13 protein-coding genes and 2 pseudogenes are annotated in these 14918 nt (G+C 70.7%); 6 read left to right on the forward strand and 9 right to left on the reverse strand.

All coding sequences use genetic code 11. From position 1 onward, the window contains the following. Window positions 1-151: 151 nt before the first annotated feature. From egtC to ACIGXM_RS16305, 5 genes and pseudogenes are all read right to left on the reverse strand, one after another. Window positions 152-895: pseudogene (egtC, locus tag ACIGXM_RS16285) on the reverse strand (ergothioneine biosynthesis protein EgtC); the annotation flags it as partial. Then, window positions 895-2355, reverse strand: coding sequence for an ergothioneine biosynthesis protein EgtB (gene egtB, locus ACIGXM_RS16290; RefSeq protein ID WP_396561239.1), 1461 nt, complete (start codon window positions 2353-2355; stop codon window positions 895-897). The pseudogene egtC and the gene egtB, both read right to left, overlap by 1 nt. Next, complete coding sequence (gene egtA, locus ACIGXM_RS16295) at window positions 2352-3593, reverse strand: ergothioneine biosynthesis glutamate--cysteine ligase EgtA (RefSeq protein ID WP_396561241.1); 1242 nt, start codon at window positions 3591-3593, stop codon at window positions 2352-2354. Before egtA ends, egtB begins: the two co-directional genes overlap by 4 nt. 222 nt (window positions 3594-3815) lie before the next feature. Continuing rightward, on the reverse strand, window positions 3816-3950 hold the full coding sequence (locus ACIGXM_RS16300; RefSeq protein ID WP_396561281.1) for a 2Fe-2S iron-sulfur cluster-binding protein: 135 nt from the start codon (window positions 3948-3950) through the stop codon (window positions 3816-3818). A 133-nt stretch (window positions 3951-4083) separates the two neighbouring features. Beyond that, a pseudogene (locus ACIGXM_RS16305) lies at window positions 4084-4995 on the reverse strand (MOSC domain-containing protein); the annotation flags it as partial. A gap of 232 nt (window positions 4996-5227) precedes the next feature. Here ACIGXM_RS16305 and ACIGXM_RS16310 point away from each other — a divergent pair. Next, window positions 5228-5659 carry a VOC family protein gene (locus ACIGXM_RS16310; RefSeq protein WP_396561243.1) on the forward strand — a complete coding sequence of 144 codons (432 nt, stop codon included), beginning with the start codon at window positions 5228-5230 and terminating at the stop codon, window positions 5657-5659. A gap of 113 nt (window positions 5660-5772) precedes the next feature. Further along, the gene (locus ACIGXM_RS16315) at window positions 5773-6675 is read left to right on the forward strand and encodes a LysR family transcriptional regulator (RefSeq protein WP_396561245.1); all 903 of its coding nucleotides are present in this window, start codon (window positions 5773-5775) and stop codon (window positions 6673-6675) included. 191 nt (window positions 6676-6866) lie between these two features. Here the strand turns inward: ACIGXM_RS16315 and ACIGXM_RS16320 are convergent, their stop codons facing one another. From ACIGXM_RS16320 to ACIGXM_RS16330, 3 genes are all read right to left on the reverse strand, one after another. Further along, a complete protein-coding gene (locus ACIGXM_RS16320) occupies window positions 6867-7562 on the reverse strand; it encodes an alpha/beta fold hydrolase (RefSeq protein WP_396561247.1) in 696 nt (231 codons plus the stop codon). Window positions 7563-7697: 135 nt separating this feature from the next. Next, window positions 7698-8564 carry an alpha/beta fold hydrolase gene (locus ACIGXM_RS16325; protein WP_396561249.1) on the reverse strand — a complete coding sequence of 289 codons (867 nt, stop codon included), beginning with the start codon at window positions 8562-8564 and terminating at the stop codon, window positions 7698-7700. A gap of 569 nt (window positions 8565-9133) precedes the next feature. Further along, a complete protein-coding gene (locus tag ACIGXM_RS16330; protein WP_396561282.1) occupies window positions 9134-9328 on the reverse strand; it encodes a CGNR zinc finger domain-containing protein in 195 nt (64 codons plus the stop codon). Window positions 9329-10211: 883 nt separating this feature from the next. Between ACIGXM_RS16330 and ACIGXM_RS16335 the strand changes: the two genes are divergently transcribed. Both ACIGXM_RS16335 and ACIGXM_RS16340 read left to right on the forward strand, forming a co-directional pair. Further along, window positions 10212-11072 (forward strand): DUF427 domain-containing protein, encoded by an 861-nt coding sequence (locus ACIGXM_RS16335; RefSeq protein ID WP_396561251.1) that lies wholly within the window; start codon window positions 10212-10214, stop codon window positions 11070-11072. 487 nt (window positions 11073-11559) lie between these two features. Next, window positions 11560-12180 carry a pyridoxamine 5'-phosphate oxidase family protein gene (locus ACIGXM_RS16340; RefSeq protein WP_396561253.1) on the forward strand — a complete coding sequence of 207 codons (621 nt, stop codon included), beginning with the start codon at window positions 11560-11562 and terminating at the stop codon, window positions 12178-12180. A gap of 199 nt (window positions 12181-12379) precedes the next feature. Here the strand turns inward: ACIGXM_RS16340 and ACIGXM_RS16345 are convergent, their stop codons facing one another. Then, entirely contained in the window at window positions 12380-12697 is a 318-nt protein-coding gene (locus ACIGXM_RS16345) for a MazG-like family protein (protein ID WP_396561255.1), read from the reverse strand. A 760-nt stretch (window positions 12698-13457) separates the two neighbouring features. Here ACIGXM_RS16345 and ACIGXM_RS16350 point away from each other — a divergent pair. Beyond that, entirely contained in the window at window positions 13458-14132 is a 675-nt protein-coding gene (locus tag ACIGXM_RS16350) for a Type 1 glutamine amidotransferase-like domain-containing protein (RefSeq protein WP_396561257.1), read from the forward strand. Further along, on the forward strand, window positions 14129-14638 hold the full coding sequence (locus ACIGXM_RS16355; protein ID WP_396561259.1) for a DDE-type integrase/transposase/recombinase: 510 nt from the start codon (window positions 14129-14131) through the stop codon (window positions 14636-14638). The genes ACIGXM_RS16350 and ACIGXM_RS16355 overlap by 4 nt, the downstream gene beginning before the upstream one ends. Window positions 14639-14918 lie beyond the last annotated feature (280 nt).

Raw genomic sequence — 14918 nt, forward strand, 5'->3', positions numbered from 1 at the left:
GGCCGCGGTCGGGCCTGCGGGAGGAACGGTCGGGACGGGAAGGGCTGTCGGCCGCTTCCGTTGGGGGGAGCCGAGGCTCCGTCGGCGGACGCAAGGGCATGATCCGGACGCCGGAGCGGGTCGCGAGGAGCAGGGAGCGGTCGGGGACCTCCTGCCAGGGGCCCGTCGCGGGCGTCGCGGGTTCGTCGTCGGGTTCGGAGGAGATCAGGACGCGGCCCGGTGCGTGCCGGTACCAGAGGGTGTCGCCGAAGCGGGTGGCCGTGATCGTCGCACCGTCGGTGTGCAGGAGGTTGAGCCGGGCGTCCGGGCGGACCGAGGCGACCTGCCGCACCAGCGCGGCGAGCGCGCCACCGGCCGGCTCACCGCGGCGCATCCGGCGCACCAGCATGGCCCACAGCAGCGCGGAGTCGCTGTGCGCGTCGAGCGCGAGCAACGCGGCGCTGTCCAGCGGCGCGTCCGCACCCGGTCCGCCGGAGGCGGCGATGGCCGCCGGGAGGCGGGTCCAGTCCGCGACCGCGCCGTTGTGGCTGAAGAGCCGTCGCCCGTCGCGGAACGGGGCCGCGGCCGACTCGTCCTGCGTGGTGCCGGCCGTCGCCGAGCGCACCGCGGCGAGGATCGCGCCGCTGCGCACCGCGCCCGCCAGCTCGGGGAGGTTCGGGTCGGCCCAGATCGGAACCGCGCGGCGATAGCGGGCGGGTTCGGGGGCCCAGGCTTCCTCGTCCGGGCCGGGCGCGCCGGGTTCGGGGTACCAGCCGAGCCCGAAGCCGTCCGCGTTGACGGTTCCGTGGCGCTGCCGACGCGGGGACCAGGACTGCTCGTACAGTCCCCGCCCCGGTTGCAGGACGATCTCGGCGAGCGGCACCACCGGTCCGAGGTAGGCGAGGTGGCGACACATCAGTTCCGCGCCTCCGCACCGTCGTCCGGGCGCGCATCGCGGGCGGTGCGGAAGCCGGCGAAGATCTGGCGGCGGATCGGGTAGTCCCAGTTGCGGAAGGTGCCGCGGCAGGCCACCGGGTCCACGCCGAACGCGCCGCCGCGCAGCACCTTGTAGTCAGGGCCAAAGAAGACCTCCGAGTACTCCTGGTACGGGAAGGCCGTGAAGCCCGGATGCGGCGTGAAGTCGCTGGAGGTCCACTCCCACACATCCCCGATCAGCTGCCGCACGCCGTACGGTGACTGGCCGGCCGGGAAGCTTCCGACGGGGGCGGGCTGGAGGTGCTGCTGGCCGAGGTTGGCCCGCTCCGGCGTCGGCGCGGCGTCGCCCCACGGATAGCGGCGGGAGCGGCCGGTGGCGGGGTCGTGGCGGGCGGCCTTCTCCCATTCGGCTTCCGTCGGCAGGCGCCGCCCGGCCCAGCGGGCGTAGGCTTCGGCCTCGTACCAGCTCACGTGCATGACCGGTTCGTCCAGCGGCACGGGCTCGAGGACGCCGAAGCGGCGGCGCAGCCACCCGCCTTCGACGGCGTCGGCATCTTCGGCGCGCTGCCAGAACAGGGGCGCGTGCAGGTTCGCCTGGATGCGGTGGGCCCAGCCGGTGGTGGTCCACCAACTAGGGTCCTCGTAGCCGCCGTCGGACATGAAGGCCTGGTAGGCGCGGTTGCTGACGGGCACGGTGTCCAGCCAGAAGCCGGGCACGTCGAGGCGGTGGGCCGGGCGCTCGTTGTCGAGCGCCCACGGTTCGTCATCGGTGCCCATGCTGAACGGGCCTGCGGGGATCCATGCCTCGGCGGGCAGGTCCGCGGCGTCGGCGGGCGCCGGGGCGGGCTGCGGGGCGTGCAGGACAGCGGGGCCGCGGCGCAGTTGGTGGGTGGCGAGCATGGTCTCGTTGTGCTGCTGCTCGTGCTGGGCGACCATGCCGAAGACGAAGCCGTTGGCGAGCAGCGGATCCGCCGTGTCGTGGTCGAGTGGCGCGGCGTCCAGGACGGCGAGGGCGCGTTCACGCACGACGGCGACGTAGCGGCGGGCGGGGTCGGACGGCAGCAGCGCCAGTGAGGGACGCTCGGCGCGCGGGTGCTGGAACGCGTCGTAGAGCGGGTCCAGGTCCGGGCGGATCGCGTCCTGGCCGCCCGCGGCGCGGACCAGCCAGATCTCCTCCTGGTTGCCGATGTGCGCCAGGTCCCAGACCAGCGGCGACATCAGCCGCGAGTGCTGAGCGGCGAGTTCCTGCTCGTCCAGGCAGTCCGTCAGCGCGAGGGTGCGCGCTCGCGCCCGCTCCAGCGCCTCCCGCGCTGCCGTGCGCAGGGCCTCGGGAGCGGGGAGCGTCCCGGACGCTCCTGCGGTGCCGGACGGGTGAGCCGCATCGTCGTCGGTCGGTGTCGGGGTGCTCGCCGGCTGGCTGGGGCGGGCGGTCGCGGTCATCGCGGGAGTCCTTCCGGGTGGGTGGGGCGACCGGCGGCGCTCAGGTCGTCCAGGAGGTCGTCGGCGGGACATCGTCCGCGTGCGGTGTACCGCTCGGCGAAGGCGGTGACCGCTGCGCGCAGCGGCGCGGGGGCACCCGCGCGGGCGAGGGCCGCGTCCGCGGCCTCGAAGCAGGCCATTGCGGCTTTGGCGAGTTCGGGGCTGGACGCGCCCAGCCGTGCCGCCCGGCTCCACATGCTCCCCGGCGGGAAGGGGGAGGTGGCGGGGCAGAGCGGCTCGGTGGCCGTCCAGGCGGCCTCCGCGGCGGCCAGGTCGTCCAGCAGCACGGTGGTGACGAGCGCCGGGACGAGCCAGCCGTCGCCCGGCTGGGCGTCGATCATGCGCAGCTCCAGCCAGCCGCGCGCGCGGACCGGCGGGAAGAGCGTGCTGAGGTGGTAGTCGAGGTCCGCGCGGGTGGGCGGGCGTTCGGTGACGCTGCCGTCGAGCCAGGAGGCGAAGGTGTGGCCGGGCGGGGAGGTCCAGTCCGCGGGCGCCTCGCGCCGCAGGCACAGCAGGCCGGCGTCGAGCGCGAAGCGCGTCCAGGTGTCGCGGGGGTCGGCGTCCGGGGGGAGGCTCTGCGGGGGGCGGGTGCGGCTCGGGTCCAGGCGCTCCCAGACGGCCTGGCGGGTGGACCGCCAGCCGGTGGGCCGGCCCTGCCACAGCGGGGAGTTGGCGAAGGCCGCGACCAGGAGCGGGCCGAGCCGGTGGACCAGCTGCCAGCGGGCGCGGTAGCCGTCGAGTCCGCCGTTCTCGGTGCCGGCGTCCAGGTTGAGCTGCACGGCCGCGGTGGCGCGCATCATCATCCGGCCCCACGGGCCGATCCGGTCGAGGTAGGCCTCCATCGCCGCGTAGCGCGGGTGCTCCAGCACGCGCGGCGGATCGCGGAAGGGGTCCAGGCCGTAGCCGGCCAGGTGCAGGCCGTGGTGGTCCAGGGCCTGCCGGACGAGGGCGAGGTCGGCCGTGGCGGTGGTGACGCACGCGAGCGGGCCGGGCGCGCAGGGAGTGCTCAGTTCCAGTTGGCCGCCCGGCTCGCGGGTCAGCACGGTCCCGCTGGGCAGTCGGCCGTCTCTCGCCGGGAGCGACGCGAGGGCCGCGTCGAGGCGCTCGGGCGCCACGGGCAGGCGCGGCTGCGTGCGGTCGAGGACCAGCCATTCGAGTTCGACGCCCGCGTTCCCGGGCGGTCCTGTCTTGAAGCACACGGCACGGCCGAGCCTTCTGGCTTGTTCGAGTGAGAGCTTTCCTGCGGACTGTGAGGTGGTCCAATCCGTCACTGCTCGACCTTTCTGGTAGTGGCGATCGCGCGGCACGTCCCGAGGCAGCATCAGTGACGGCCGGTGACGGGGGCCGTCATGTGGTGTCGGGTGCGGGGCGCCGTGGAAGAGTCAACACCGGGGTGTCCGGCGGGGGTAGGCGGTTGGCCCTTACAGATCGAGGACGACCTCGGTGGTCGGCCGACTGCAGCAGACCAGGATCTGTCCTTGTTCGGGGGCTTCCAGGGGCTCGGGGACGTAGTCGACCTCTCCGGAAACGAGCTCGGTCACGCAGGTGTGGCACACCCCGGTGCGGCACGACCAGCGGGTGGGGATGTCGCATGCCCAGGACCACGGGCCGGGGCCCGGCTTCCAGGACGAAGCCGCCGCGAGGGCTGGCGACGTCGACGGTGTCGCCGGCCCGGAGCTTGGTGTGGATGTAGCCGCTCACCAGGCCGTGCGGTTCCCGCTTGACGCTGATGCGGTAGCTGTCCGCTCCGGGCGCGGAGGACAGCGAGTAACTGCGTACCGTGACCGGGCCATGGCCGGGCTGGACGCGGATCGACAGGAACTGCCCGGCCTGCGCCGGCGGCAGCGGGGCGCCGTCTGGGTCTTCGAGGCGGATGGAGGACACGGTGGGGGTCTCGGGGACGACCTCGGCGACGCGCAGCGGCCTGAAGCCCGGCCAGCCGGCCGGTCGGGCGGGCTTGGGCGGTTCGGCGAGTTCCTTGAACGACTGCCGCCAGCCCGGGCTGAGAGCCGGGACGTTCAGCGCCCGGCGCAGCTTGTCGCGGTCGCGGTCGGGCAGGTAGAGGAGGGCGTCGACCTCGGCCACGGTCAGTTCCTCGGGGCCCTTGGCGAGCAGGGTGATCTCGTCGCCGGCCCGTACCCGCCCCTCGGTCAGGACGCGCAGGTAGAAGCCGGGGCGGTGGGCGGCGACCAGCAGTGAGGCCATGTCGGGTTCCCCCAGGCGCATCCCCACCCGGTAGCAGGTCACACGCGGCTGGGTGACTTCGAACTCCGCTTCGCCGATGCGGTAGCGGTCCCCGATGCACACCTCGTCGTCGGGCAGGCCGTCGACCGTGAAGTTCTCTCCGAACATGCCGGACGTCAGGTCGTGACGCCCGAGGGTGCGCACCCAGTAGGCGTAGGACTGGGCCTGGTAGACCAGGACAGCGCGGATCTCGCCGCCGTGCCCGGCGAGATCGCCCTGGCCGTCGCCGTCGATGTTGAGGCGCCGCACCATCCGGGGCCCGTCCACCGGGGACTTCCATGCTCCCGTCCGGATGGTCCGGCCCCGCCAGGTGACGTCGACGGGTAGACCTACGTTGACGGACAGCAGCGTCCCCATGGTGGCTCTCCTGTGTGCGCGACCGACCCGGTCCGAAGGAAACGGCACGGGGTTTGAGGTCGGGTGCTCGCGAAACCTTGATAGTGGGTCATGCCGATGAGGTGATTGCGATTTTTCCACGTGTGCGACCGGCCACGGGCAAACCAGCCATTAGCATTTTCGTGCTTGTCCATCGAAATGGCGCATGGCGGCTGTGTTGGCGATCGCGAGCCGCGCTGGCCAAGACGTCTCCATGGAGTTCAAGCTCGAGGTGGTCGTTGTTCCGGTCCGCGATGTCGACCGGTCCCTTGTTTTCTACACCGAGCAGTTGGGGTTCTGCCTGGACGTGGACTACGCGCCCAACCCCGGCTTCCGGGTCGTGCAGATGACGCCGCCGGGGTCGGCCTGCTCGGTCCAGATCGGCGTCGGAATCAGTGACGCCGCGCCGGGCTCGGTCCGTGGCCTGTACCTGGTGGTATCCGACATCGAGCAGGCCCGGGCCGATCTGGTCGCCGGCGGTGTGGCTGTCGGCGAGATCAGGCACAAGTCCCCGGTCGGATCCTGGCAGGGCGGCTTCGAGCCCGGTGTCCACGCCGAGCGCCTGGACTACGCCAGCTTCGCCGAGTTCGCGGACCCCGACGGCAACAGGTGGACGGTGCAGGAGGTCGGGTTCCCCAGATCGTGAGCCAAGGACGGCCCGGCTTCGACGACGGCGCAGCGTCCGCCGTGTCGGGGCCGGGTGGTGAAGGGTGCGGCACGATGGCGGCGTGTACCCGTGACGATCCCGAGGAAGCGTGAATGGCCACTCTGATGGCACTGGAGTGCCTGGTGGCTTTGGTCGACGAGGGTTCGGTGACCAAAGCGGCCGCCGCACTGCACATGTCGCAGCCGGCCCTGTCCCACCAGATCGCGGCCCTGGAACGTGAACTGGGCACTCCGGTGGTGGAGCGGATGACCCGGGGGATCCGGGTCACAGCCGCCGGCCGGGCAGCTGCCGAGGAGGCCAAGCTGGCACTCGAGGCCGCCGAGCGGGCGGTCCAGGTAGGACGCCGCGTAGGGGAGGGGCTCGGGGGGCGCCTGCGGATCGCGTGCGCGGAGACGATGACGGCCTGGCTGCTCGTCCCCGTGCTGCGCCAGTGGCGCACCAAGTGGCCGCAGGTATCGCTCGACCTGCAGGAGTTCAGCAGCGCCGACCGCATGGTCGAGGAACTCATGGCCGACGGCACGGACCTGGTGGTCGGGCCGGAGCCGACCGCCACCACGGCTCACGTGGAGGTCCTGGGCCAGGAGGAGGTCGTCATCGTCAGCTCGCCGAACCACGCCTTCGCCGACCGGGACTCGGTCAAGGTCTCCGATCTCGCCGGGGAGCCCTTCGTCCACTACGACGCGACCAACGGCATGGGCGCATGGGTCGACGAGTTCGTCGCGGACTACGGCACCCGACTGGACGTGGTGCTGAGGACACGCAGCCCGCGGACCGCCGCCCAACTCGCCGGAGCCGGGATGGGAGTGACGATCGTGCCGGTCTCCGCACTGGCCGGGCGCTTCTCCGCCACGGTGCGCCGCATGGAGCCCAGGGTGCACCGCGACATCCTGGCCATCACGTTGACTCCGTCCGACGCACTGGTACGCCGATTCGTCGCCGACCCGAGGCGGCGGGGACTGCCCCGCGTGAACACGGAACGCCAGGTCCAGCTGTAGAACTGCGGCTTGATCTTCTGCTGTCGGCATGGTCGGTTCCCGCGAGGAGTGAGGGCTGGGGGAAGCCGGCGCGTGGCTGCCGTCCCGCGCCGGACCGAGGACACCGTGACGGCGCGCGGAGAGACCGGTGGTGTGGACGCGGTCGGGGGTGTCCGTTCCTCCACCACCGGTCGGCCGGGGGCCGAGGCCGGCTACAAGTCCTTCTCGACCTGCTCCACGACCTCCGTGATGAGGTCGGTGACGACGTTCGGGGCCGTCACGAGCGGCGTGTGGTCCACGTCGTGCACCCGCACCGAGGCGCCCATGCGCCCCGCCATGAAGCGCTGGTTCTCAGCCGGGATCATACGGTCCTGCTCGGCGAGCAGGTACCAGCTGGGTCGGTCCTTCCACAGCGGGCGACCCACCGGAGTGGTGATCGAGGCGACGTTGATCGGCCGTTGGACCGCCCGCAGCAGAGCCTGCTCCTCGGCGGTGGCCAGCTGCGCGAACGCGTTGGGGAACGCCTCGTCGGGCAGCCACATGAAGCCGCGCTCGTTCGGGGCCAGCGCCGGGGCCTCCGGGTGCGGGGTACCGCGCCCGAAGACCTCGCCGACGGTCTCGCCCTCATCCGGCGCGAGCGCCGCGACGTACACCAGCGCACGGACGTTGTCCGCCGCCGTGGATCCGATCACGCCGCCGGCGTAGGCGTGGCCGACCAGGACGACCGGCCCTCCCACGTGGTCCAGGGTGTGCTCCAGCGCCGCCACGTCGTCCTTGAGCGAGGTCAGGGGGAGTGGCGCCGCGACGGCACGGACGCCCGCGGCCTGGAGCCGGCTGATGACCTTGTTCCAGCTGGAACCGTCCGCCCAGGCGCCGTGGACGAGGACGACCGTGATGTCCGAAGACATGGTGAGAACTCCTTGGTTGTGGGAGCCGGCGGCGTGCATGCGGGCACGCCAGGTGCGGCTGGATGGTGACGGAATGTCAGAAACTCGGCGGTTCTGCGCGACCGAACCCAGGCAGGTCCTGGGCGGTGAGCCGCTCTAGAACTCGACCTTGCCGAGGAAGCCGCGGATCGCCTCGGCGATCTCGACCGCGTGGGTCTCCAGCGCGAAGTGCCCGGTGTCGAAGAGCTGCACCTCGGCGTTGGGGTTGTCGCGCTTGAAGGCCTCCGCGCCCACGGGCAGGAAGAACGGGTCGTTGCGGCCCCAGACCGCCAGGAACGCGGGGGTGTGCTCGCGGAAGTACTCGTGGAACGTCGGGTAGAGCTCGACGTTCGACTTGTAGTCGCCGAACAGGTCCAGCTGCACCTCGTCGGCGCCCGCCCGGGCCAGGTAGTGGTTGTCCAGGCTGTAGCCGTCGGGGGACACGGCCTCCGGGTCGGAGGTGCCGTGCGTGTACTGCCACACGGTGGTCTCCGGGGCCAGGAAGGCGCGCAGCGCCTCGCGGTTGGCCTCGGAGCGGTCCTCCCAGTACGCGCGGATGGGTGCCCAGCCGTCGCTCAGGCCCTCCTCGTAGGCGTTGCCGTTCTGGGAGATGATCGCGGCGATCCGCTCGGGGTGCGCCAGTGCGAGGCGGAACCCCGTCGGGGCGCCGTAGTCGAAGACGTAGACGGCGAACCGCTGCAGGTCGATGACCTCGGTGAAGCGGTCGATCACCTTGGCGACGTTCTCGAAGGTGTAGTCGAACTCGTCGCGGCTGGGCATGTCGGACTGGCCGAAGCCGGTCAGGTCGGGGGCGATGACCCGGTACCGGTCGGACAGCAGCGGGATCAGGTCCCGGAACATGTGGCCGGCGCTCGGGAAGCCGTGCAGCAGCAGCAGCGCCGGCGCGTCCTTGGGGCCGGCCTCGCGGTAGAAGACCTTGAGCCCGTCGACGTCGACCGATCGGTAGGTCACAGCGTTGGCCATTTCACTCAGCTCCTTTGTCGCGTTCGTGGACAAGGACGAGTCAAGCAGCTTCGACCTAACCTGTCAATGCGCGTTCAGTGGTTAGGCAACTCTTGCGGGGTGCGGGCCTCATCCGTCGTACGAAATGGCCTGCCGGTGCCCATGGCCTGCGGATCCTTGCCGTTGGTCCAGATCGCCTGCGATCGGCGCACGTGCACCGGGCCGGGTTTCGGTGGCGGGCTCTCGGCTCGCAGCCGGTGGGGTCGGCCGATGGTGGGGCCCGGGGCGCCGCCGGGCGACGGATGGGAGCGGGGGCGCCCGATGGGTGGCGTCGAGCAGCTCGATCTTCGGGATGCGGCCCCGGGCGACCGGCGCGCGCCCTCCGGCGCGCAGGGGAATCACGGGCTCGGGCGGCGGCGCTGACGCCGCCCGATGCTTCGGGGGTCAATTCGTCATCTTGGCCTTGAAATCTTGGCCTTGAAACGGCGGGGATCACCCCGGTGGGCGCGGAAGGCGGCACGCCTGGCCTGGGTTGCTGACCGTCCGCCGTATCGGAGTGATCCCGCCGCCCTCTCGCGGGCTGCCGGCCATTACTCCCCGGCGGCGGCGCGCGTGCGCGCGTGGTGGCGTCGCGCCTTCATGCGATTGCCGCACGCGGCCATCGAGCACCAGTGGGCGTTGTTGGGCTTGCTCCGATCGAGCAGGAACCGCTGGCAGTCCGGGTTCTCGCACGGCCGCAGCCGCCCGGGCATCGACTCCTGCAGCGCACTCCAGGTCATGAGCATCTCCACGGCCAGCTCACGTCCCTTGGGAGCCTCCAGAGCCCAGTCGATACCCCCGGATGAGACCCGCGGGTGCGACGTGACGCCATCCAGCAGCGGCGGCCCCGGCTTCCGGTCGGCGTTGTGTTCAGGAGCTCCAGCAGGGCCTGCTGCCGGTCCCGTTCGCTCATTACTTCTCCTAACCTCAGCGGCTGGGGTTGGTGGGTTGTGTCCAACGCTAGCTAACCATATAAATTAGGTTTTCTGGTTAGCATGCGAGTGGGCGGCCGTGCAAGACGGGCAGGCCGGATTCCAGGGTGGAGCGGGGGCGGACTCGTGGCGGCCCCCAGTTGGCCTGACCTGCGCGAACGCGCGACCTGGCGGCTGGTGCACATCCAGGCGGCGCGCCGCCCTGTGGTCTGGATGTCCCTGGCCCGCGCCGGGCCTGCGTCCCCAGTGGGCCGATGCCGAGTGCGGAGGCCTGCGCACGCCCGGGTCAGCGAGGTGGGCGGAGTCGACGAGCAGCGTCGATCCGGTCGTCGTGGCATCGGCCCGGCAGTCCGCGTTCGAGAGCCAATGCCGCCCTGCCTCGAGCGCGCGGCCGGCCCGCGCGCTCCCCGGTGTCGCCGGCAAAAGATAAACCTAACCTTCAAAGAGAACTTGACAGGTTATGCATCGAGTGGTCGACTGGGTGTGCAACCACTCGGGGCCCACAGGAAGGTTGGGCAGACGGCAGCGGCAATCCAGCCCCGCATCGGGATCGGTAAGGAGCAAGGTCGTCTGGACCCGTCTCCGACCCGCGCATCCGTCCGTGCGAGCTGCCCGGTGATGCCCTGATCGGGGCATCCCACATACCCGCCCCAGGGGTCGGTCGCCATACCCGCCCCTCACCCGGAAGGAACATTCCATGGGACTGTCCTGGCAGCAAGGCCCTCTTGGAGCAGGACCGGTCGGACACTTCCTCACTCCCGACCCCCTGCCCGAGCGGCTGCTGTTCGCCGAGCGGCTCCGCCGCCGCATGCGCGTCAAGTTCAACGACACCTGGATCGCCGACAGCGACGACGTCGTGCTGCTCCACGAGCCCGGCCGCTACCCCGTCGCCTACTTCCCCCGCGAGAGCGTCAAGGCTGGCGCCCTGGTCGCCGCCGACAAGGTCACCCAGCACAAGGACCTCGGCCTCACCGCGTGGTACACCGTCAGCGTCGGCGACCGCGCAACCCAGCGCGCCGCCTGGGAACTGATCGACCTGCCTGAGTACGCGGCGGACTTCCAGGACCGGATCGCTTTCGCCTGGCGGGCCATGGATGCCTTCTACGAGGAAGACGAGCGCATCCTCGGCCACGCCGCCGACCCCTACCACCGCATCGACATCCGGGACACCTCCCGGACCCTGGAGGTCCGCGTCGGGGACACCGTGGTCGCGCGCTCGCAGAACCCGATCGTCCTGTTCGAGTCCGGCTTCGCCCCGCGGTGGTACGTGCCGCTCGCCGACATCGACAGCACGCACCTGACCTCCGTCGAAGGGCAGACCTTCTGCCCCTACAAGGGGCTGTGCGACTACTACGACGTCGCCGGCGTGGCTCGAGGCGCCTGGTACTACGCCAACCCCTACCGCGAGGTCGACCGGATCGCCGGCACGGTCTCCTTCGAGCCCGACAGGGTCGAGGTCTACCTCGACGGCAAGCGCCTCGAGCTGGAGCCCGGTCAGCGGGTCGTCGCCCACGGCGTGGACCGAGGGCTGGACGTGGACGAGGTCAAGGGCCTCTGACCCGGGTCTCCCCGGGCGCCACCCCACTGCGACGGCGCCCAGGACCCGGGCGCGAGGCGGGGGCCGGCCCTCGGGTTCCCGGGCGGCGTACGGGGCAAGAAGTCCGACCGCCGAAGGGCGGCGGCCGGGTCGGCCTCACCGGTCGGCAGAGCAAGACGCCCCACCCCTTCGGTGGGAAACCCGCCGACAGGCAACCCGCCTGCCAGCGCATGACGTGTCCACGACATGAGCGATCCCGGTCGTCCCGCATCCCACCCCGAGAAGGAGCCCGTGACGACCGCGGACCCCGCCACCTCGGCCTCAACCTCCACCTACGCAACTCCGGCTACCACGAGGCCGCGTGGAAGATCGGCTCGACCGAGCCGGCGGAGGTCCTTCACCTGGACTACTACGGTCGACCTGGCCCGCACCGCCGAGCGCGGTGTCATTGACGCCGTCGTCCTTCCCGACAGTCCCGGCCCCGCACCACCGAGGGAAGGAACAACCCATGAGCCGCTACACCCAGATCGCTTTCACCCCGGCCGTCCGCGAGCAGCAGCGGGCCCACGGCAGCGACCGCGCCTACCAGGGCCGGGCCGAGGACTCTCCCGATGCTCCCATCGGGGAATTCGAGGAACAGTTCATCGGCCAGGCCAACAGCTTCTTCCTCGCGAGCGTCACCGAGACGGGATGGCCCTACGTCCAGCACCGGGGAGGGCCACGCGGCTTCGTCCACGTGCTGGACGAGCGCACCATCGCCTTCGCCGACTACCGCGGCAACCGCCAGTACGTCAGCGTCGGCAACCTGACGTGTGACGACCGCGTCGCGCTGTTCTTCGTCGACTACACCTACCAGGCGCGCCTCAAGGCGTTCGGCCACGCAAGGATCGTCACCGAGCTGGACGACCCCGAACTGCTGAACCGTCTCGCTCCGGCCGACGGGTACCAGGCCAAGGTCGAGCGCGCCGTCGTCATCGCCATCGAGGGATCCACCTGGAACTGCAACCAGCACATCCCCCTGCTCCTGCCCGAGGACACCGTCCGCCGCCGCGTGGAAGAGCTGACGTCGACCATCGCCGAACTCGAGAGGCGTCTCGCCCAGACACGCCAGGGCAACGGGGCCGCCTGACAGCCCCCGCGACGGCGCCCGTCCCCTGCGGGCCGGGGCCGGTGCGGTGCACAGGTACGGGTACGGGCGGGCGGAGTCGGGGAAGACGACCACCCCCTTCGTCGACCACGGGTGCCCCGGTGCGGAGCGCGGCCAGGCGGACGTCGATGTCCAGAGGAAGTGCGGCGTCGAGGAGGCGGGCGTGCCGATCGGCCACGGATCAGACCCCCGCATCGCTGCGGGCGGCGACGCCGCGCGCGTGTTCCTCGAAGAACCGGCGCGGGTCGCCGCCCATCCGGGCGAGCATCACCAGCGCGGTCAGGGCCACGTCGCAGACCTCCTTGCGCACGTCGTCCCAGTCGTGCGAGAAGCCCTTGTGGGGGTTGGCGCCGAGCGCCCCGATGACCGCCTCGGCGACCTCGCCGGCCTCTTCCTGGAGCTTGAGGGCCTGCACGGTCCAGCGCTGCTCATCAGCGCGGTCGAAGTGTGAATCCAGCCTACTTGCAAGGGAGTTCGTGATCTCCCAGATTTCGTTCACGGGTGATGATCCTCCCGGTGTTCGAACTCCCTTTTCAAGCAGGGCGGTTCCGGGCGAATCGCGGCGCGCCCGGGACGTACGGGACGCTTTCGATTTCGCGGTTGTCCACTGGTCCGGCGGGGCGGCTGGGGTGATCAGCTGGGCGGGGGCGCTGTCGAAGACGGTGCTTCGGGCAGCGAGGGCGAGTGCGCCTTGGGTGGGGCAAGGGATGCCGAGACGGTTCCAGTGGAAGATCACGTGGTGGGTGATCACGTCACGCAGGTCCCGTGTGAGCTGGCCTTCGGACCACAGGAAGAAGAGGGCCCGGCCCGTCTGCTCGAAGGAGTCCAGCCACCTCGCGGTGAGGTCCGCTGCCTCACGGGAGTGCAGGTTGAGGCCCGTCCGGGGTCGGCTGCAGAAGTCGGCCGACGGAATCCCTGAGCCTGCTGCCGCCCACCACGCTCCGCCTGCTCACCGCCCTCCAACTCGCCCAAGCCACGGGCTTTGCCTGCCGGCTCGTCAACGGAGCGCCGGCCCGACCGACTTCACGAGCGCCGACGCCTTCATCACCACCCCGCGCGGCGAGATCCTGCTGCAACTGCGCGACGACAAGGAGGGCATCAGGCCTCCTGTGTGTGGGGCTGACTCAGGCCGCGAGAATGTCGCGATCACCGCAGTTCAGAGGGCTTGCGAGCACAAGCTGGGCGGTGCAGCAGGCGTGGTGCAAGTGGCTTCCCCGTTCGAGCAGTTGCTGACGTGACCGTCGGCCTAGGATGGCGTGATGAAGCTTCTCCTTACCGACTCTGGCGTCAGAAACGCAAGCATTCTGGCGGCGCTGGTCGATCTCCTGGGCAAACCGATCGCCGAGGCCAGCGCCCTCTGCATCCCCACCGCAGGCTATGGGGGCCAGTACGGGGATCCGGGCGGGCCGTGGCGTTTCATCAGCGGACGGTCCCCCAGCCCCATGACCGAGTTGGGGTGGAAGTCGGTGGGCGTGCTGGAGCTCACCGCATTGCCCGGCATCGACAAGGAGCGCTGGGTTTCCTGGGTCCGAGAGGCGGACGCTCTGCTGGTGAACGGCGGCGATGCGCTGTACCTGTGCCATTGGATGCGGGAGTCCGGACTGGCCGACCTCTTGCCGTCGCTGCGCGACACGGTCTACGTAGGGCTCAGTGCCGGGAGCATGGTGCTGACTCCCCGCATCGGGGAAGACTTCGTCGGCTGGAAGCCGCCCATCGGTGACGACAGCGCGCTGGGAGTCGTCGACTTCTCCATTTTCCCGCACCTCGACAGCCCGGATTGTCCGGAGAACACCATGGCTGAGGCGGAACGGTGGGCCGCCGAGATAATGGGTCCGGCGTACGCCATCGATGCTCAGACCGCCATCAAGGTGACCGACAGCGGCGTCGAAGTCGTCTCCGAAGGGCACTGGAAGCTGCTCAATCCGGCAGTGTGAACGTCGACAACCTTCCCGTCCTCGAGTTCGCCGCGCCGGGGCCGGAGCGTGAATCCGCGATCGAAGCGATTCTCGCCGGCATCAAGACCGCGAGCATCGTCGGCTGGGCAATGGCCGACCACATGAGAACCGAACTGATCACCGACGCCCTCGCCATGGCGATCACCGCCCGCCGGCCTCGCCCCGGCCTCGTGCATCACAGCGACAAGGGCTCCCAATACACCGGCCTGACGTTCGGTCAGCGATGCGACGAGGCAGGCGTCCGACCCCCCACCGGCCGCACCGGCTCGTGCTTCGACAACGCCGCCACCGAGAGCTTCTTCGCCGCACTCGAAACGGAGCTCATCGACCGCACCACCTTCCCCACCCGACACCATGTCGAGCAAGCCCTCTTCGCCTACAACCCCCGGCGCCGCAACTCAGCCAACGGCCAGCTCAGCCCAGCCGAGTTCGAACGTCGTCACGCAGCGAAGACACCGCATAGCGTGCTCCACGCAGTCGCGTAGCTCGCAAGCCCATGGGTGTCTGTCAGACCGGCGCAACTTCAGTGGGTTGGTGGTTCCGGGTCCTTTCGGGGTGTGGGTGAGCCGGTGGTCCCGTGCCTTGGGGGCGGGGGCCACCGGCTCGTTGAGCGTGGGTGTGGCTGGTGGGGGTGGTGGGGTGTGGTTACTTCACCGCTACGGTGCTGGTTACCACGGTCTTGGGGTCTGATCTGCAGACGAAGGAGATGTTGTAGCTCTGTCCGTGCTGCACGTTGGCGAGTTTCGCGGTGCCGACGAGGTTGCC

Source organism: Kitasatospora sp. NPDC052896 (assembly GCF_044547075.1).
Lineage (GTDB): Bacteria > Actinomycetota > Actinomycetes > Streptomycetales > Streptomycetaceae > Kitasatospora.